17 protein-coding genes are annotated in these 18,530 nt (G+C 55.0%); 9 read left to right on the top strand and 8 right to left on the bottom strand.

Annotated features, from left to right (window positions below; genetic code table 11):
- Positions 1-191: 191 nt before the first annotated feature.
- Both C8E02_RS16515 and mads1 read right to left on the bottom strand, forming a co-directional pair.
- Positions 192-1,301, bottom strand: a complete 1,110-nt coding sequence (locus C8E02_RS16515; protein WP_245961184.1) for a DNA cytosine methyltransferase — start codon at positions 1,299-1,301, stop codon at positions 192-194.
- Positions 1,298-1,504 (bottom strand): methylation-associated defense system helix-turn-helix domain-containing protein MAD1, encoded by a 207-nt coding sequence (gene mads1 / locus C8E02_RS16510; RefSeq protein ID WP_120812661.1) that lies wholly within the window; start codon positions 1,502-1,504, stop codon positions 1,298-1,300. The genes C8E02_RS16515 and mads1 overlap by 4 nt, the downstream gene beginning before the upstream one ends.
- 329 nt (positions 1,505-1,833) lie before the next feature.
- On the opposite strand from mads1, the gene C8E02_RS16505 reads away from it, so the two are divergent.
- The 6 genes from C8E02_RS16505 to C8E02_RS16480 all read left to right on the top strand — a co-directional run bounded on the left by C8E02_RS16505 (position 1,834) and on the right by C8E02_RS16480 (position 8,762).
- On the top strand, positions 1,834-2,469 hold the full coding sequence (locus tag C8E02_RS16505) for a histidine phosphatase family protein (RefSeq protein ID WP_170152180.1): 636 nt from the start codon (positions 1,834-1,836) through the stop codon (positions 2,467-2,469).
- A 229-nt stretch (positions 2,470-2,698) separates the two neighbouring features.
- Positions 2,699-3,088 (top strand): helix-turn-helix domain-containing protein, encoded by a 390-nt coding sequence (locus C8E02_RS16500; protein WP_120812655.1) that lies wholly within the window; start codon positions 2,699-2,701, stop codon positions 3,086-3,088.
- A gap of 191 nt (positions 3,089-3,279) precedes the next feature.
- Positions 3,280-4,044, top strand: a complete 765-nt coding sequence (locus C8E02_RS16495; RefSeq protein WP_120812652.1) for a TnsA endonuclease N-terminal domain-containing protein — start codon at positions 3,280-3,282, stop codon at positions 4,042-4,044.
- A complete protein-coding gene (locus tag C8E02_RS16490; protein WP_120812650.1) occupies positions 4,037-6,043 on the top strand; it encodes a Mu transposase C-terminal domain-containing protein in 2,007 nt (668 codons plus the stop codon). Before C8E02_RS16495 ends, C8E02_RS16490 begins: the two co-directional genes overlap by 8 nt.
- Positions 6,040-6,990 (top strand): TniB family NTP-binding protein, encoded by a 951-nt coding sequence (locus tag C8E02_RS16485; RefSeq protein ID WP_120812646.1) that lies wholly within the window; start codon positions 6,040-6,042, stop codon positions 6,988-6,990. The genes C8E02_RS16490 and C8E02_RS16485 overlap by 4 nt, the downstream gene beginning before the upstream one ends.
- The gene (locus tag C8E02_RS16480; protein WP_120812643.1) at positions 6,987-8,762 is read left to right on the top strand and encodes a TniQ family protein; all 1,776 of its coding nucleotides are present in this window, start codon (positions 6,987-6,989) and stop codon (positions 8,760-8,762) included. The genes C8E02_RS16485 and C8E02_RS16480 overlap by 4 nt, the downstream gene beginning before the upstream one ends.
- 491 nt (positions 8,763-9,253) lie before the next feature.
- On the opposite strand, the gene C8E02_RS16475 is transcribed toward C8E02_RS16480, so the two are convergent.
- The 5 genes from C8E02_RS16475 to C8E02_RS16455 all read right to left on the bottom strand — a co-directional run bounded on the left by C8E02_RS16475 (position 9,254) and on the right by C8E02_RS16455 (position 14,750).
- Positions 9,254-10,018 carry a DUF6339 family protein gene (locus C8E02_RS16475; RefSeq protein ID WP_147424512.1) on the bottom strand — a complete coding sequence of 255 codons (765 nt, stop codon included), beginning with the start codon at positions 10,016-10,018 and terminating at the stop codon, positions 9,254-9,256.
- On the bottom strand, positions 10,008-10,853 hold the full coding sequence (locus tag C8E02_RS16470; RefSeq protein ID WP_147424511.1) for a hypothetical protein: 846 nt from the start codon (positions 10,851-10,853) through the stop codon (positions 10,008-10,010). Before C8E02_RS16470 ends, C8E02_RS16475 begins: the two co-directional genes overlap by 11 nt.
- Entirely contained in the window at positions 10,850-12,754 is a 1,905-nt protein-coding gene (locus tag C8E02_RS16465; protein WP_120812635.1) for a hypothetical protein, read from the bottom strand. The genes C8E02_RS16470 and C8E02_RS16465 overlap by 4 nt, the downstream gene beginning before the upstream one ends.
- 28 nt (positions 12,755-12,782) lie before the next feature.
- A complete protein-coding gene (locus C8E02_RS16460; protein WP_120812906.1) occupies positions 12,783-13,004 on the bottom strand; it encodes a hypothetical protein in 222 nt (73 codons plus the stop codon).
- Between the two features lie 168 nt (positions 13,005-13,172).
- Positions 13,173-14,750 (bottom strand): DNA cytosine methyltransferase, encoded by a 1,578-nt coding sequence (locus C8E02_RS16455; RefSeq protein WP_120812632.1) that lies wholly within the window; start codon positions 14,748-14,750, stop codon positions 13,173-13,175.
- Positions 14,751-14,817: 67 nt separating this feature from the next.
- Here C8E02_RS16455 and C8E02_RS16450 point away from each other — a divergent pair, with 67 nt between their 5' ends.
- Positions 14,818-15,264: a very short patch repair endonuclease gene (locus C8E02_RS16450; RefSeq protein WP_120812629.1), complete on the top strand. Its 447-nt coding sequence runs from the start codon at positions 14,818-14,820 to the stop codon at positions 15,262-15,264.
- 43 nt (positions 15,265-15,307) lie between these two features.
- Here C8E02_RS16450 and C8E02_RS16445 read toward each other — a convergent pair whose 3' ends face one another.
- On the bottom strand, positions 15,308-15,916 hold the full coding sequence (locus C8E02_RS16445) for a LysE family translocator (RefSeq protein WP_120812627.1): 609 nt from the start codon (positions 15,914-15,916) through the stop codon (positions 15,308-15,310).
- 164 nt (positions 15,917-16,080) lie between these two features.
- Here C8E02_RS16445 and C8E02_RS16440 point away from each other — a divergent pair, with 164 nt between their 5' ends.
- Both C8E02_RS16440 and C8E02_RS16435 read left to right on the top strand, forming a co-directional pair.
- Positions 16,081-16,548 carry an Lrp/AsnC family transcriptional regulator gene (locus tag C8E02_RS16440; RefSeq protein WP_120812624.1) on the top strand — a complete coding sequence of 156 codons (468 nt, stop codon included), beginning with the start codon at positions 16,081-16,083 and terminating at the stop codon, positions 16,546-16,548.
- A gap of 271 nt (positions 16,549-16,819) precedes the next feature.
- A complete protein-coding gene (locus C8E02_RS16435) occupies positions 16,820-18,487 on the top strand; it encodes an ABC-F family ATP-binding cassette domain-containing protein (protein WP_047967481.1) in 1,668 nt (555 codons plus the stop codon).
- The last annotated feature ends 43 nt before the right edge of the window (positions 18,488-18,530 follow it).

Raw genomic sequence — 18,530 nt, 5'->3', positions numbered from 1 at the left:
GCAATGTCCGCAACACGGCGAGGCTTCTTTAGTACGACGTAGTCGATCCTATAACGCAGACCACAACGAAACGGCTCTTGTCGCACGGCGATTTCGGCATCCGTATCCTTTTGACGAACCTTTGCCATGCGGCGACTGGCTCTCGCTGAGGAAGGAGGTACGTGCGGCATCGAACTCCTCCTCCGAGACCGTCATTGGGCTTTTACTGATGCGAGATGCGCGTTGATACTCTTTGCAATGGCACGACCAAGCTCAACCGGTACAGCATTGCCAATGAGCCGTCCGAGAACGGTGAAGCTAACCGCCCCTCTCTTCGGAACAAATTTGTAGTTGCGAGGAAAACTTTGCAGGATGGCCGCCTCTCGCAATGAAATCGCGCGATGCTGCTCAGGGTGGCCAAATCTTCCATTGCCGAATCCATAGCATTGCGTCGTCATGGTCGGCGCGGGCTTGTCCCACTCCATTCGCCCATAAACGCCGGGGTAGGTGCGACCGGTATCCGCCTTATGGCAATCTGCAACCAAGTCTTCTGGCCAATCTCGCCAAGTGCCGCCAGGGCGTGAATGCATGATGCGTAACAAATTTTTCTCAGTGAGCGACGAGGAAGTATGCAATTTGTCTCGGGGTGCAGATTCTCCTGCCCGTATCGCTCTCAATCGTCCAATGGCTTGCTTGACCGTTATGGGTTTGTTGTGGGTAGGTGCGATCATTTCGATTTGACCATGCAGAGAAGCAAGCAGAACCATTCTTCTACGCATTTGCGGGACGCCATACTGAGAACTGTCGACGACATCGAACCAGACTTTATAGCCAAGGTGTTTCAATGACTCAACGAAGTCATGAAAAACGACATGCTTGGCGACAGTAGGAACGTTCTCCATCGTGACGATATCCGGCATTGTCGCTTCAGCAAGGCGTGCGAAGTGATAGAGCAACCCCCACTTGCCTTCCTTACCATCCGACTCATAGCGTTGAGCGTAAGTCGAAAATGGCTGGCACGGTGCACATCCAGCCAGTACCCGAATCTCCGCATCGCCAAAAAGCTGCGCGAGCTCATCAGTGGTCAAGTCTTTGACATCACGCTTGATGAAGCGACCTGGGTTGTTCGCCTCATAGGGGAATTCACATGCAGGATCAAGATCAATCCCCGCAACCACAGGCAGGCCTTCCTTGATCAATCCGTGTGTCAATCCTCCAGCACCACAAAACAAATCAACACATGAAATCGTCGTCATACTAAGTTCCTCACGATGCTCGACGCCGTGAGTGATCAGGTTGCTACTTTCGGTTTCCAATTTCACAAGCTTGCCTCTTTCGCACCTGATAGCCCATCTGCTGCACCCCCTGCGCGCACCCAAGCATCAACATCCGTTTTCTTGAACTTCCAGAATCGTCCGACTTTATGCCCTGGCATATCCTTGCTGGTCACCCAAGTGTAAATGGTGTCTTTAGCGACCCCTAGATATTCAGCAATTTCATCAACAGAGAGCCAGCGGTCATCCATATCTGCATCCAAACAGAAATTTACCGCCAGAATGGCGGCAACTGACCATAGTTTACGTCATTTCCGGCCGGTTAAAAACGGGTTTGGTCTGTTGTGATTGGGTTAGTCTTAGTCTGGAAGGGTTGAGTCATGCCCAGATTTGGTCTGGTCAAGCTTTGCCTTAAGTTCAGCCAGGCTGATGAATACATGCTGTGTTTCCAAGCCACAGACTTGAGGGCGGACAGTTTTTTCTATTGGCTCAAAATCCGCTGCAGACTTGCAGGCAGGTCACTTGACCCGCGCAGATGGAGTACCATCTAAATGGTATATCCACAGATGAGTCCCATCCCATGCTGCACCTTCTCGCCTTCCGCCACGGCGAAAGCGATGCGAATGCCGGATCTGCTACTACGGATCCGGCAACCATCGCGCTGACAGAAACAGGGCATCGCCAGGCCCAAAACCTTGCCGATGCCTTCTCACTCCGGCCTGACCTCATCGTGGTTTCGCCTTTCTTGCGTGCACAACAAACTGCTGCGCCACTGATGGCAAAGTTTGCTGATGTGCCTGTCGAGACCTGGCCCATCCACGAGTTCACCTATCTGCCACCGGCGAAGTGCTCAGGCATGACAGTAGCAACTCGTCGGCCCATGGTCGAGACCTATTGGCATCGTGCTGATGTAGATTATGTCGATGGGGAGGGCGCAGAAAGCTTCGCCCAGCTGATGGGACGTGTTTTTGATACGCAGCAAAGGCTGGCAAGCCTGGCTGGAACGGGGATACATAACGTCGCGATGGTGGGCCATGGCCAGTTTCTGCAGGCGCTACGCGCTGTCATGGACGGTACGATCCCTGACGTCAGCAGCAAAACCATGCAGCTTTTCCGGCAGCTGGAGCATACGCAGGCCATCCGTAATACGGCCGGCTTTACTGCCGCCTGGGACGGTGAAACCTGGCAAAACGTTACCTCGCTTCCGGCACCGTAGCTGCAAAAGCATTGTACAAATACGACACTTTAAAGCCCTGATCTATCAGGGCTTTTTTCATGCCTTGCATACCGATGGATTGACATGGGGTATCTCCATTCATGGAAATGCCCCATGTCTAAAACGTCTCCTTCTCGGGCTTCGACAGCCGTGTCCAAGCTACGTAATCTTCTGTAGTTACCACAATTTTCTTCAGGATTTCGCAGCCTGAAGTGTTGCATTTATCGCCATGACTCCGTTCTCAGACCTGCTATTCCAGCTGCGGCGTGCCCGTAGCCTGCGGCAAAAAGACCTGGCTGCCAGGCTGCACCTTGGCAGCAACTTCATCAGCGCCCTGGAAGTAGGGCGCAGAGATGCCCCGTCACCGGAAAGAGTCGACCAGATCGCACGTGCCCTGCAACTAACAGCGGAGGAAACCGCCACCTTGCAGTACGCGGCAAAGATTTCGCAGCGTCACCTTGAGTTGCCAGAGGAAACCAGCAAAGAGGAGTACGGCTTGTTGCACGAGCTGGTGGGGAGAGTCGGCCAGTTATCGGAGACACATATCGCGATGATCCGGCTGGTGATGCAGATGGCCGATGAACAGCACCGCACCGCCTTGAAGGAGAACAGCATGTAGAAAAGCAAAACGGACTACCTCGGAGAGGCAGCCCGTCAGGTGAAGTATCAAATACTCTCGTGTGGAAACCTGAGTATCTGAGCCTTCCTCCTGGCGCGCAAGCCCTCCTATTCCCTTTACACCTCCACACACCACCAGCCTGCGCTTTTTTCTGCACGCTGGTGGCGAATCCTTGCGCCCTGGAGAAATGCATGAGTTCGATACTGCAAGCCAAACCTGGCCACATTGCAGCAACCCCTGGACAGCAGTTCCACACCCGTGACCGCGAAGTGCTGCGGCATACCTATACCAATATGTGCGCGGCGTTTTGCAGTCTGAAAAACGGCCGCATGGTGCATTCCGAAGGCCTGCTGGAGTTTGATGCTTTTCATTGGCTGGAAGCTTCGCCTGACGTGGTGGAGTACCGCGAACAGTGCCAACAGATTTACTACCCCAACGGCAGCAGGATGCGGCGCTATACCCCAGATATCGTCGCCACCCTGACTAGCGGGGTATCGGTCTGCATCGAAGTCAAACCCTTCGCCAAAACCCTGGAAACGGATACCAAGCACCGTCTGGCCTGCCTGAATGAGTACTACCGCCGACACCACCAACCGTTCGTTGTGCTGACAGACAAGTTCATCCGTCAGCAGCCTTGCCTGGCACAGTTACGCTGGCTATTCCAGAACGCCAGCTATGTGCAGCCAGGAAAGCAGGAGGCACGCATGGCCTTGGGCAAGTTAGCCCGATACCTGCCGTGTTCTATCGCTACCGCGAACATCCACCTGACAGGGCAACGCATCAATGCCGAATATTTGATGCTGGCAGGCTACCTGCATGCCCTTGATGCGTCGGAACCACTGAGCTACGAAACGCTGATCGCATACGGCACCAGCGAAATGCAGTCACGGCTGGGGCAGCTGGATATCAGCCAGACCCTCTTCTGGACAGAACAAGAGGGGCGAGAAGATGCATAGCTATACCTGGAAAGTAGGCCAAGCCATCGCCCTGAAAGGGGCGGCGTTCACGATTAATCAGATCAGTGCCCACGAACAGATCGTACTGACCGACAATGCAACGGGGGCATTCTCGCTGCATCAGATGGCGGATTTGCTCAACAGCTATCGCCGGCAAGAGCTGTCCTTTCTGCCGTCAGTGACATCCTATCCAGTGCCGCAGCCTGACTGGACACGTCCCCTTGAAGATCTCCCTGAGAAGCAACTGAAAGCGGTTCTCAGATGCAAGTTCTACCTGGACTATCTGGGCAATCTGGAGGAGTTCTGCTCTCGCAGTACCATTCAATTGCAGATTCAACAGGCCGGTAAATCGTGCAACGACCCTGAACCTCCTCATCCCAGTACGGTATTCCGGTGGCACCGCAAGCTGATCAATGCCGGTGGCGACTACCGTGTACTGATACCGCAATTCCATCGGCGAGGGCCACACAAGCCGAGGATTGGGGAAGAGATCACCCACATGTTTCTCTCGGCCGTTGAAGAGGTATTCGAGCGTAGTCCATGCGCCACGATGTCAGACATTGAAGAACGGCTGCACAAGAAAATCCGCCTGGCCAACCTGACTCGCCCGACTGACAAACAGCTCAAACCGCCCCATATCTCGACGCTGTACCGCAAGTACGATCAACTTGAAGGCTTTCTGACGTATAGCTATGAGAATGGCAAGAACGTCGCCAAGCGCAAATACCGGCTAGTCAGGAAACAGATTCTGGTTTCCAACATTCTGGAACGGGTAGAGATCGACCATACCCAACTGGATATCTTTCTGGTTTGCGATGAAACCGGGATGGTACTGGGCAAAGCCACGCTTACCCTCGTCGTGGATTGCTACAGCCGCATGCCTCTCGGCTACTACATCAGTTTCGGAGGTGGCTCGACCCAAGCAGTCATGGGGGCGCTGCGCCACGCCATCCTGCCGAAAGAGCCCGCCAAGGCCGTGATTCCGGGCTTGATCGTACAAAACCATTGGCCATGCTATGGGCTTTTCTACAATCTGGTGACAGACAACGGGCCGGAATTTCACAGCCTTGCCTTGGCGTCCATTGCGCTGGATCTGGGTTTTAACCTGGTGTTCTGCAGGGTCAGGGAGCCGTGGCTGAAGGGCACGATTGAACGGCTGATCAAGACGGTGAACTACAGCTTTGTCCACAAACTGCCTGGTACGTCGATGGCGTACTACATGGAACGCGGTGAATACAAGCCAGAAGAACATGCCCTGCTGACGTTGGGGGAGTTCAAGCATGCTTTTGAGAAGTGGCTATTGGACATCTATGCCCATACCGTCCACAGCGATACCCACGCAACGCCATGGGCCAGATGGCAAGAAGGGCTACTCAGACACAAACCCCGTTTACCGGCGGATATGAGCGTATTGAATCGCCGGATTGGTAAAGTCATCGAGCGCATGCTTCGACGTGAAGGCTTTGAAATTAACCATATCCGCTACTCCAGCCCCGTACTGGAGCAGGCGTTGCGGCAGTTTGGCTTTGGTATCAAGTATCGCATCTGCTACAACCCCGAAGACCTGGGCAGTATCGAAGTCTGGCTACCCAACAGCCAGGATCCGCTGACCATTCCGGCCGTTGATCAACGCTATGCCAAAGGCCTGACGGAGCTGCAGCACAAGCACATCATCGCCAGGGTACATGCAGCCGCCCAATCCCCAGAGGATCGCGAAGTGCTGATGACCAACAAGATCGCATTCTCAGATTCGATTGATACGCTGCAGGAAAGTAAAAAGCAGCGCAATCGCCATAAGGCCGCCCACCTCAAGGGCAAAACCAGCAGCACGCCGGAACGCGAGTTCACGATTGATGCCACCGCCACCCCGTGCCAGCCAACGGGTAGTCCGCCCCACGCTCATCTGTCACCCATCGATGATTTGGAGGAAGAGTTCATGGGCAGCCCCATCGGGCTGTTCCCGGTACATGGCCCACAGTGCCAGGAGGCACATGTATGACAAAGATTGCACCAGAAGCCATATTGGCCAGTGTGTATCAGGACTTCCCGGCATTCTTGCAGGCCAAACAAAAAATCCAGGAAAACCTCACGCTATATCAGCAAACAGGCATCGCCCGACACTTGCTGGTGACTGGCGAAAGTGGCACCGGTAAAACCACCCTCGCCAGGCTGTTTGCCGATAGTTATCTACCCGTCGATACACCGGAGGCCACTACTTTCCCCGTGTTGTCGCTCAGTGTGCCGGCCAGCGCCACCATCGGGGCGATGGCCGAAGCGATGCTGAATGCGATGGGCCTGCAAAAGAAGGCCGAAAACAACACCCGCAGTACCACTCAGATTGTTCGGCTGATCAAGAACTGCCAGGTGCAGATGATCATCATCGACGAGGTACAGCACATCTTGGAAAAGGGGACAGAGCGCACGCAGTATCAGGTAGCCGACTGGCTCAAAAGCCTGATCGACGCCAGCGGCGTTCCCTTCGTTTTGTTCGGCCTTCCGCACACGGCTGGGTTGCTCGGTATCAATGAACAACTGCGCCGGCGTTTTCTGCAATCGTCACGTCTGGAAATCACCGAACACGCCGGTTACAGCAAGGAGCGCATCTGCCTGGAGTTGTTCAAAGGCATGCTGGATTATCAGCAGGTCACACTGTCTGTCGATAGCTGGGCAGACCTGGCCAGACGCCTGGCTTTTGCCAGCAACATGCGAATCGGCTACCTCAAGATTCTGGCGATTGGTGCGCTGCGCCTCGCCCAGCAGGAATGCCGGCAAACTGTTGGCTATGAAGTCCTGCAGCGGGCCTTTACCGAACAAGTCTGGCCAGATGCCAACGCCGAGCTGAACCCGTTCTCCATGTCATTCTGCGGGCGAGAATTGAAGCTGGTCGGAGAGCCATTTGCCCAAGCCAATATGGCACCGAAGGTACAACGCAGGAGGGCGGCATGATGTTGCCCATCCGTCCCAAACCTCGACATCACGAGCACTGCTTCGGGTATCTCGAACGGCTGGCGTTCATCAATGGTTTCCACACAGTCAGCGGGCTGACGGCATACATCAAGACCGTACATGGCAACAGTAACTTCGGACTCGCCCAGGCCATCAATACGACGGAACGCTTCCGACTGCGAGGTATGCCACCGACAGGCTTTTCTCTTTCCACCGAGAGCTACGGCAATGCGTCACATCAGGTCGCTATCACCGACTACAAGGTTTGCCCCGAATGCTGGAAGGCCGACCCATGGGTCAGGTCGAGCTGGGGACTTCGCCTGAACTGGACTTGCCATCAGCATCATTGCTGGCTTGTCGCTGCTGAATCGTTGGAGACGACACGCGACTGCTCATGGCTGGGCACGTTGCCAGAGGTCGGTGAGTCTTGCGATACCGTTGCCGCCTCCCTTGGCAAGCTGATTGATGGATCATGCGTCGGCCTACCGTGGCATAGCGATGTGCTCCCTATCGTGACCCATTATCCCGAACCCATGCAGGTATGCCACCTGATCACCAAGCTGGGCAGATTCTGGCTAGAAACCACCAGAAATGCACCCTCCAGCCATTACATGCTGAATGGATCGGTAGGTCGGCTCGTATTTGAAGCTGCCATCGAACTTCTGAATGATTGGCCCAGAAATCTGTACCACTGCCTTGATCTGCTTTACGAACGCGCACCGAATGATTTCAGCTTACAGCGAGTGATGGGCTGCTGGATGCGGATAGCTTACATCTACTGCAGTGCACCGATCTTCGAACCACTACGTACCGCAACCGAGCGCTATATCCACCGCAACTGGAAAGGCAGTCTCAACGAGAAAAACCGCAGGCTGCCACCGCATATTATCGAGAGCCATCCCCGGCTAAATAAGCGGGCCATCATGGAAAAGTACTCTCGCAGGGCAGTACGGCTGGTGCTGAACATGCCGAATGCGTTTGATGTGCAATTTGCTGGTACAGACCACAACAAGCCATTTACTGCCGACTTCGCAGCACTGGTGGATCGCTGTCAGCTAGATGAACACACTGGCCATGACTTGAAGGAAAGTGCCAAGCTGCTGGGTCTTCACCAAGAGCGTGTAAGGCAACTGTGGAAGAGCAACATCCTTCAGGCAAACCGATGTGCGAAAGAGTCGCCTGATCGACGGTGGCATTTCAGCCAGAGTGACATTACCGCGTTTATGGCCCGCTTCCTGATTATCGATGCGACTCCTCCAGGCAAACCGCTCACTGCTTACCACTTCTTGCGGTTTCACAAACTGTCAGACCAAGAGGTTCAAGCCTTCTTCACTCAGCTTCAAAATCACCAAGTACACCTTTATGGTGTACCTGACATGCCTTTCGGGAAGTTGCTACTGGACAGGGCCGAAGTGACAGACTGGCTGCTGCAGTATCGAACGAAAGAGCTGGATGAACTGGCGATAGAAGAGGCCGCTCGCTTGTTGGGAGAGAAGGATGAGGTGGTCTTCCAACTGGTGAAAAAGGGGCTGCTACGAACAGTCAGCCCCAGTCAACGCATCGGAGCAGCCCGACGGGTTGCGAGGGAGGAGCTGGAACGCTTCAAATCCAGCTACGTCTCGCTGAGTTGGCTAGCGCAGCAGCAAAGGCGACGTCCAAGGGATTTGCTGGATGAGCTGAAGCCCATCTACCCCGTGACAGGCCCCAAAGTCGATGGCTGCCGCAAGTACTTCTACCGCCGAGAAGAGATCCGGCGATGGCACAGCCAATAACGCAAAAGCCCGCTTACGCGGGCTTTTTGCTATGGAGGTGTTGCACACGATGGCGCAGCTCCGATTGCTGAGTTATGGGACGTGCAACAAACCAAGAGTAGCGGAAAAACGTCCGTCATGTCAGCGACCAGTCAGCCGACACGCCAATCCATCCAGGAACGTCCGCACTACGTGTCATACCCACGTCAGCCCCCGCCAGCTGAACGATGCAAGGGAAAAGTGATGCGAAAACAGCTGTGCACGAACTCGGCGAAACTTGAACCATACGAGCATGAATTATGCGAAATCCATGGTAGAAACCTCGCTAAATTATCGCGCAAGTGCCTGATTTCATGAGTATCAGCTGGCAGCAATAATGCGAAGGCACAGGATCCCACGAATATCTAGGTATTTCCCACTTTTCTAGATTTTTGGGATTCTTCTATCAGTGCTCAGATAAGCAAATGGCCTCCACGATTGGGGGCCATTTGCTATGTAATACTAATCGCAGGTCATGTTTCTTTTGCCTTGAGCAGGCAGTACTCCATAATTTTATTAACCGCATCCTCTCTCTTTTCATTAGGAAAAGCCTCAAGAAGAATCCCGCCGCCAACTCGGTTAAGAATCTTCATGAATCTACGAAAGTTGTCTTCATTTGCGGTTAACCATGCTTCCTTCTTCATCTTCTCCACAATCGCACGAGAAAGAGGCACTCTTGCCCCGGTCCAAGATCGTTCTACTAGGTTTGATCGAATATCAGCTGTCTTGAGGATACAATCTAGGGCATCTTTGGGGGACGATGGCGAAAGCATGGTCGCGATGTGCATGTTCCACCAAAGGCGAGCAATGGCATTGTCGTCGCGAGCGCCAGTCAATCCACGAGCAAAGAAATGTAGCAGAACATGCTTGTCGAATTTCTCATTATCGTAAGATGAGCTTTTGGAGAACCAGCGAGCGCGGGTGTATTCAATGCACTCAGTGTGCGTAAGACGAGTCCAGACACATTCCTCCATGGCAAGAGCAGGGGTCATTCCCTGCAGTGCTTGGTAGACGATCAACGAATTCTTGGCATCGGCCTCGGCAGTCTGGCTAGTACCATCAAGATCAGAGAGAGCTGCCGAATTTATCTTCATCAGTGAGCTTTCGATTCCCCAGCCATTTTCTTTGGCAAGATCGATGAAATCCCCCGATCTATATCGCTCCCGATTTTCAGAGACGTCTCGCAGCAACTGAGCTAGACGTGCTTCCGACAGATACTTGAAAGATTCAGTCGCCATTTTTGGAGTCTCCTTCCATCAGTTGTTCCAACTTGGCTACTGGGTTATTCAGAAGTGCCTGCCCCCCTTGAAGTAAAGGGGTATTTTCGTTCAGGGTGATACCTTTCAGATCACACTTGGCGATAAATGGTGTGTACCAGCGCCGGTCGGCATAGGTGCCAGCATTGCTGCGCAGCTGATCCAATACCTCCATTACTGCCGGGAGATAAACTGCGCTCAGCATTACCGACTGATGCATGCTCTGCCCTCGGAGCAGGTTGATTGCTTCGAATGTCTTTGGCCCAAGAAGTATGGCAATACGCTCACATTCGAGATCAATCTCAACTTTGCCCTCTTCCATGTTAGGGACCTTGGTCAGCTCGAAGATACTTTCCATCGTAGCGAGCTTCGCCTTTCCGACGGTAATTACGTACTCCATATCAATGGCAATAATGTCGCCTTGTGTAACGGTAATGGATGAACCGAATTCAGGGTGAATGAACTCCGAAGTCAGCTCAGCCTTTTCGTCATTTAACCAGATCACCGGGCGCAGGGTCACACGATTGAGGAGGCTTCCAGCTTGGAAATCCGTTGACCCATTCTCGAAACTGAGCTTGTGAAGCTGGTTGTAATAGGTATCTCTGCACACGACTATACAACCAACAGTAGCTTTGCCTGACTTGACAAGCTCAAGTAAAGAGGGCTCCGTGAGGGTGATTTCGTGGATGAGCGTCAATGCACTTGTCCCGACGTTCTCACTGACCGAAAACGAAACGCTGAACTCACCCACTGTGTAGTCATTGGTTAGTGGTCCGAGTACCGGATGCGGATAACGGGTTTCGTCAGACAGCCTCATTGCGTACCCCCCGCAGCTTCAACTTGCACAGCGATGACCTCAATCGGCCCTTCATAGGGCTCATCCAGTTGAATCGTGAGTTTTTGGCGCTTCCCGGCTTCCACACTAAGAAGCACGACTCCATTTTTAGGCTTATGAGGATAGGCATCTTTAATCACCAGAGGTTCAGGATTATTGACCCCCAATGCTTGAACACCTAGCTCGACCTGACCTGAGGTTTCTGAGGTGAAATACAACTCCCTCTTGCCATATTCTGATGTGCCATCAGCCAAGACTTTATTGCGTACGTCTTTCAGGTAAACGTGCTTGCGACGATCAGATGATCCGGTCTGGCCGTTACCATCTCTTTTGCCATTGTTGTTGTTGCCTGAGTCTATGGCACTGGAATCATTTCCGGGTTGATGAGCGCCTGATCGTCCCTCTTCCGCACCAATTGAGTTTTGGGGGGCTGTACGCTTTGGTACCTGCCGTACCGCACTGTAAGTGTATTTCTCTGGGGTCTTTTCAGAACTAGGGTTGTTGGCGTTATTAGTTGCTCCCTCTCCGAAGAGATGAGCCAACTCCTCCACAACCACCGAGTCAGCGAGCTCTACACCGGCTTTGCTGTTTATCAAGGATCTGATTCGGACTCCGAGATTCTGCATCGCTTTGGTTGCAGTCTGACGCTTTTCAGGGTCAGGAATGCGGTCCGCAGAAAAATCCCTGTGTTGAGGGTTTTCTAGGCTCTTCATTAGGCGGCTCGCATCGTCATCTGCAGGCTCAACTAGGCAGATGAAGTCACGTGCACGGGGAAAGCGGGCGAACTTATGGCCGAAGTAGCCGAGGTTGTCAGTGATGAGCATTCCGTTACGTATGAAGCCCACACGACGCGGCAAGTCTTTGTCCGAAAGGATACGTACCCGAACTTTTCCAATAGACGGAATCTCGATCAGCTCTTCGGCGGAGAGCGCGGAAACTTGGCAACGATGCAGGTAACGTGCAAATTCAAGTTCTTCTCGAAGCGCTGTACCTTCAGCAGCAGCAAGCAGTTCATCAGATGTGAGAAGAGATTCTAGGGTGTTTGTATTGATAGTGTGTTTCCCAACCGTGAACTCCATCTGCCCCTGCTGAATAGCGGCAAAGAAGTTGGCAACTAGAGAGCAGACCATCAGCTCTTCCCAGTTGCTGCTATGTCCGCGAAAGCCAATGCTGAAGATAGATGTACCAATATCGGTACGTCTCATCCAGTCGGGGACTAGATTCTCATCTGTTACCGCGCGGAACCCATCAGGGTGCCCCCAGTATCCGGTGGCTCTGCGTGGTTGACTATCTTTCCCATCATGGGAAACGAGTATCACCTTACCCTGAGCGGCAAAACAATCTTGGTTACTCTCTGGATCTACATAACGAGTTGAATAAAAAACTGTCTGGAGTTCAGATACCGCGACGGAGGCGTTCTTGCCGATGCCGAATGAGCCGCCAGAGGTAGAGCTCTCCTTGCTACTTACTCCGCGAGCCTTGAGGAGAGAGTTGAATGGTGTCCCTAACTTATCCGGTGGCCCCGCCAGCCCGGTAGTGTTGTAATCGGCAATGCGTAGTACGGGTATCTGAGGCCGTTGAATGATAGAGAGAGCGTTTTTGAAAAACTCACTTTCCTTGTCATCATGAGCCTGCTCCAGGCACAGGCTGAGGGTTTCCTCTAGGCGCTCTACTCCTGGAATCTGGGCGCGATTCACTTCTAGTAGGTCAAAGCTCATTTTGACTGGATTGTTTTGCCCTGCTGCAGCATCGCGCGAGTTCTGCCCAGCTTCACGAGCGCAACTTGCATAGGGTGCATCACGGAAGGTTTCGATGCCGGCATCGCCAAGGCCATCTCGCTCACCAGCATTGTTCGCCGGAAATTCCAAATCTGGATTGTTCACTTACTCGTCCCTGAGAAGTTGGTTCCTGTCACAGCTTGAAATCCCCAGCAGACATCCCGTCAGCATCGGAGAAGCGCGCCTTGGCCTGGTCAAGCTCTTTCTGTAGCGTTCTGAAGATCTTTTTCACGTCTTCATCAGTGAAACTATAAGCGTTCCGGTTCGACAGATTGCCGATCAGACGGAGATCGTTCAGCGCACGATTCACTCGCTGTTCCGCTAGTCGAACAAACTTTTCACGTTTCTCTTCCATTTTGACACCTAGCAAGTATTCATTTGGCAGTATGATTATTCCATAAATATCCCATAAACATTCCATAAATATTCCATAAATATTCAAAAATTATTCTGTAGCAAAGATAATTTTCAACGTTACCTATGCAAGCATGGTGACATCCTAGGCAAGGTGAGAATTCGCTATTTATGCCAAGATAACTGCAACGACTTGAGCTATCTGCTTTGCTAGAAGTGGCGGCACAGCATTCCCGACTTGGTGATACTGTTGCGTGCGTCCGCCCTGAAAAAAGTAGTTATCAGGGAAGGTCTGCAGGCGTGCTGCCTCGCGTACAGTCAGGCTGCGGCATTGCAGAGGATCCGGGTGAATAAAGTAATGCCCATCTTTTGAGATATGACTGGTGATAGTTGTTGATGGACCTTTAGCCGTCTGTACCCGGAACCGATCTGAAAAGTTTCCGCTCTCCCAATTTTTGTGATCTGGCGTCAATTCAGGCAGATCAAACTCTTCATGTCCCTTTGGTGATCTGCCAAGTTTCTCAGCAAAGATGGCTGCGTAGCCGTATCGGCCGAGATCATCAATTCGGTGACCGCGCGCTTCGTGGTTCAGCCAGACCGTCAGCTGCTTGTCCAACAGCCATTCATCCAGTCTGGGATTGCCGGTTGCGCCAACCTCATTGCTTTCGGTTTTGGCTAACTGGTTTGCACCAAAAGAGCGGTGTGCGCCAAGCTGGTTGGCGGTATCACTGAGCTTGCTCGCCAGCCTGAAGGCTGTGCTGTGTGGTTTGCCTGCTGCCGATACAGCGAGTTTTCTGAGTTGTTGGGCTACCATGTGAGTCCACGCATCGGCAGAATCTTTTTGCTTGCTGAGCTGGCTTCGCAATTTGGGCAGGCCGCCAATAACGTCAGAAACATTCAAAGGGTCTGCAGCTTGCAGCTTTGGCAGCTTTTTGCATGAGATATCATCACGGATACCAATCAGAATAACGCGGTGTCTGGCTTGCGGAATGCCGTACTCTTCTGCGCGTATCACAAACTTGCGGGCATCAAGCAATGCAGGGTCATCCCCATCTTGGAAGGTGAGATCATCAACGATCGAGACAATCCGGTACTTGTGGCCAGTTTCAGGCTGCTTGAGTGCCTTGTCGGGGTTCGCCAGATCTTTGAGTATCTGGTGAAAGATCTGACCACCGTTGACCTTGGAGGAAAGAATACCTTTTACATTTTCCATAACAAAAATGTGCGGCTGATACTGCTGGATGATCCGCAGGTATTCCTTGTAAAGAAAATGACGACTGTCTTCTTCTGCCTTGTAATCGGCCTTCCCCATATTGCGGGATCGACCAACCAGTGAATAGGCTTGGCAAGGTGGGCCGCCAATCAGGACCCAAGGTTGCTCAGTTGTACTCCCGAGTGCTGCCTGAATGGCAGCATCTAGACGTGCATTACCCTCTTTGCTGCCGATTTCCAGGCAAAGTGCCTCTTCGTTTGCCTGCTGCCACAAGTCACGAATTTTTTCGCCGAAAGGCGATTGTGCGAGCCCATTGCAGTAACGATAGTAATCATCTAGGCAATCAGGCCGATTGTTTCTCAGCAGGCGATAGAAAGCACGCAGGCGAAGGGTCTGATGGGCGATAGGGTCACGTTCTGCTGAGACCGCGATCTGAAATGACGTACCATCCTCTAATGAGGAAAATCCTTCACCAAGACCGCCAGGGCCAGCAAAAAGGTCGATGATAGGAATGGGTGCTACAGCCGGTTTCATATGAGTAAAGTCAGGGCGAAAACAAAATGCCAGGATACCAGGAAGCTACTGAAGCGGAAAGAAACAATTGGATATAGTTGATCAGCAGACGCGTTCGCGAATGATGTCTGGTATTCGGGCAAAAGATACCAAGCCTGAAATCTGCATCAGACGTTATCTGCATTCGAAAGGTTTTCGCTTTCGATTGCATGTGTCTGCATTGCCGGGCTGTCCTGATATTGTTTTGCCCAAGTACAGATTATGTATTTTTGTCCATGGCTGCTTTTGGCATCAGCATCTTGGCTGCCGGTTTGCGACTATGCCTGCAACGCGAACAGAGTTTTGGCAGGAAAAATTTCGCGTCAACAAGATACGCGACGAACAGGCAAAGGACGCGTTGTTGAAGTCCGGATGGCGAGTTCTGGAAATTTGGGAGTGCGGTCTGAAGAATAGAAGCTTGCCAGATCTGGATTGGTTGTCGGAGTTTGTCAGAGGGACGGCTGTGTTTGAAGCCTGGCCTTTGATCAATGGTTAGTGATTGATTAAGCCGAATTTGCGGCCAACCTTGGCCGCAGTCCTCAGCTCGCCAGCTTCCCCGCTGCCAGCAGCAGCAATCCTCCCGCCGTCGCTTCCGCCAGCCGCCGTTTGCGGTCGCTGAAACGACCGTTGCCTGCCATGCCGGCGACGCTGTAGCCGATCACGCTGTACACCACCGCGCAGGAGCCGATGAAGATGCCGGACAGCAGCAGCGCCTGTGTCGCCACGCTGGCGTCGGGGCGGATGAAGTTGGGCAGGATCGACAGGTAGATCAGCAGGCCTTTCGGATTCAGCAGGCTGGTGAGCAGGCCCTTGCGGAACAGGCCGTGCACCGGGCGGCTGTCCAGCCGCAGGCTGCCGGGGCGGCTGGCGGCGCGGAACATCTGCCACGCCAGGTACAGCAGGTAGGCAAGGCCGGTCCAGCGGATGGCGTGCAGCAGCGGCGGCCAGGCGCCGAGCAGGGCGGCGATGCCGAAGGCGGCCAGCAGCGCGTGCACGCTGTAACCGGCGAGGATGCCGAGCGTGGCGCTGCGGGCGGCGGCGCGGCCGCGGCACAGGCCTTGCGAGGCGACGAACAGGATGTCGGGGCCGGGGCTGCAGACCAGCGGGAACACGGTGAGGGCGAACAGCAGCAGGGTATCGCTGGGCATGGGACGGACTTTCTCGGGCAGATTGGAGGGGGCCGTTGCCGGGCGGGCAAGGGCAAATTACTGCCGAAAATTCTAGGGTTTTCGCACTGAAATCGGGTTGTGTTGTGACGCGGGTGGCAGCGTTGAAATAGAATCGGCTGCGAATAATCTGGGAGATTGCCGCAGTGGATGCCGTAAAGCTGGACAGTATTGATCGCCGTATCCTGCACGCGCTGCAGCGTGACGGCCGCTTGCAGAACGTGGAGCTGGCGCGCGCGGCCGGCCTGTCGCCGTCGTCGTGCCTGCGGCGGGTGAAGCTGCTGGAGGCGCGCGGCGTGATCAAGCGCTACGTGGCGGTGCTGGATGGCGCCAAGGTCGGCGCCGGGTTGTCGCTGTTCGCGCGGGTGTGGTTCAAGGCGCAGGATGCCGACACCACCAACCATTTCATCGCCAGCGTGCGCGACATGGCAGAGGTGGTGGAGTGCCACATCATGGCCGGCGAGTGCGACGCGCTGCTGCGCATCGTGACGCGGGATCTGGCGTCGTACCGCCAGTTTCACGCCGAGCAGCTGACGCGCATCGCCAGCGTGCAGAGCGTGAAAACCGAGGTGCCGATGGAGACGGTGAAGCTGACCCACGCGGTGCCGCTGTAGCCGGCGCGCTGGCAGCGCTTGGCCGCCGCGCGCTTTCATGTCGTCCCCGTCATAAGCGCCTGTTTTTTATGGACAGGCCGGCGCTCGGGCAGGGGGCGTGTTACCATCTGCGCCGCGCCGTTTTTATTGCTTTGCAGCATACGGTGGCGCCACGCTGCCACGGCAGCATCCTTACCCTGATGCGGCCAACGTTGGCCGCATTTTCTGTCGTCTTCCCGCCTTGTCGCCGGTCGCGGCCTAACCTGTTTCCTGCCGCCGCACGGCGATTCCCATGATCATTCTGAAAAACGTGGCCTTGCGCCGCGGTACCAAAGTCCTGCTCGACAACGCGTCGGTGACGCTCAATCCCGGCGAGAAAGTCGGCCTCGTCGGTCGCAACGGCGCCGGCAAATCCTCGCTGTTCGCGGTGCTGAACGGCTCGCTGCACGAAGACGGCGGCGATGTGTCGATCCCGTCGCAGTGGCGCATGTCGCAGGTGGCGCAGGACATGCCGGAAACGGCGCAAACGGCGACCGAATTCGTGGTCGAGGGCGATACCACGCTGCTGGCCGCGCAGCAGGAGGTGACCGAGGCCGAGGCCGGCGAAGACTACATGCGCATGGCGCACGCCTATACCGCGCTCAACGATGCCGGCGCCCATGACGCGCCGGCCCGGGCGCAGGCGCTGATCCTCGGCCTGGGCTTCAGCGTCGCCGAGCTGCAGCAGCCGGTGAACAGCTTCTCCGGCGGCTGGCGCATGCGGCTGCAACTGGCGCGCGCGCTGATGTGCCCGTCCGATTTGCTGCTGCTGGACGAGCCGACCAACCACCTGGATCTGGACGCGCTGGTATGGCTGGAGGCGTGGCTGAAGCAGTACGCCGGCACCATGGTGGTGATCAGCCATGACCGCGAATTCCTCGATGCCGTCACCACGGTGACGCTGCACGTCGACAACGCCAAGCTGGTGCGTTACGGCGGCAATTACAGCAAGTTCGAGGACATGCGTGCCGAACAGCTGATCCTGCAGCAGGCGGCGCAGGCCAAGCAGCAGGAAAAGATGGCGCACCTGCAGAAGTTCATCGACCGCTTCAAGGCCAAGGCCAGCAAGGCCAAGCAGGCGCAGAGTCGCGTCAAGGCGCTGGAGCGGATGGAGAAGATCGCGCCGGTACTGGCCGATGCCGACTTCCAGTTCGAATTCAAGGAGCCGCAGAGCCTGCCCAACTCGATGCTGTCGATGACCGGCGCGGTGTTCGGCTATCCGGCACCGGAGGGCGCGCCGGCAGACACGCCGCCGACGGTGATCGTGCGCAACGTCAATCGCACCGTGCTGGCCGGGCAGCGCATCGGCATTCTCGGTGCCAACGGCCAGGGCAAGTCGACGCTGGTGAAAACCGTGGCCGAGGCGCTGCAGGCGGTCGGCGGCGAGATCATCCGCGGCAAGGGGCTGAACATCGGCTACTTCTCGCAGCAGGAGCTGGACGTGCTGCGGCCGGAGGACGATCCGCTGCAGCACATGTTCCGCCTGGCGCGCGACACCCCGGCGGCGATGCGGCCGTCGGCCAACGACTGCCGCGAGCAGGGGCTGCGCAATTTCCTCGGTACCTTCAACTTCAGCGGCGACATGGTGAAGCAGGCGGTCGGCAGCATGAGCGGCGGCGAGAAGGCGCGGCTGGTGCTGTGCATGATCGTGTGGCAGCGGCCCAACCTGCTGCTGCTGGATGAACCGACCAACCACCTGGACCTCGCCACCCGCGAGGCGCTGAGCGTGGCGCTGAACGAGTTCGAAGGCTCGGTGATGCTGGTCAGCCACGACCGCGCCTTGCTGCGCGCGGTGTGCGACGAGTTCTGGATGGTGTCGCGCGGCGGGGTCAGCGATTTCGAGGGCGATCTGGACGACTACCAGGTCTACCTGCTGGAAGAGGCCAAGCGTCGTCGCGAAGAGGCGGCCGGCAAGCGCTAAGCCTTTAAACTCAGGCGTTAAAACACTGCGGCCAACCTTGCAC

The sequence above is a fragment of the Vogesella indigofera genome, from assembly GCF_003633895.1.
GTDB classification, from domain to species: Bacteria; Pseudomonadota; Gammaproteobacteria; order Burkholderiales; family Chromobacteriaceae; genus Vogesella; species Vogesella indigofera.
The sequence above is the reverse complement of the archived record's forward strand: the minus strand, read 5'-3'. Positions and strand labels throughout refer to the sequence as shown.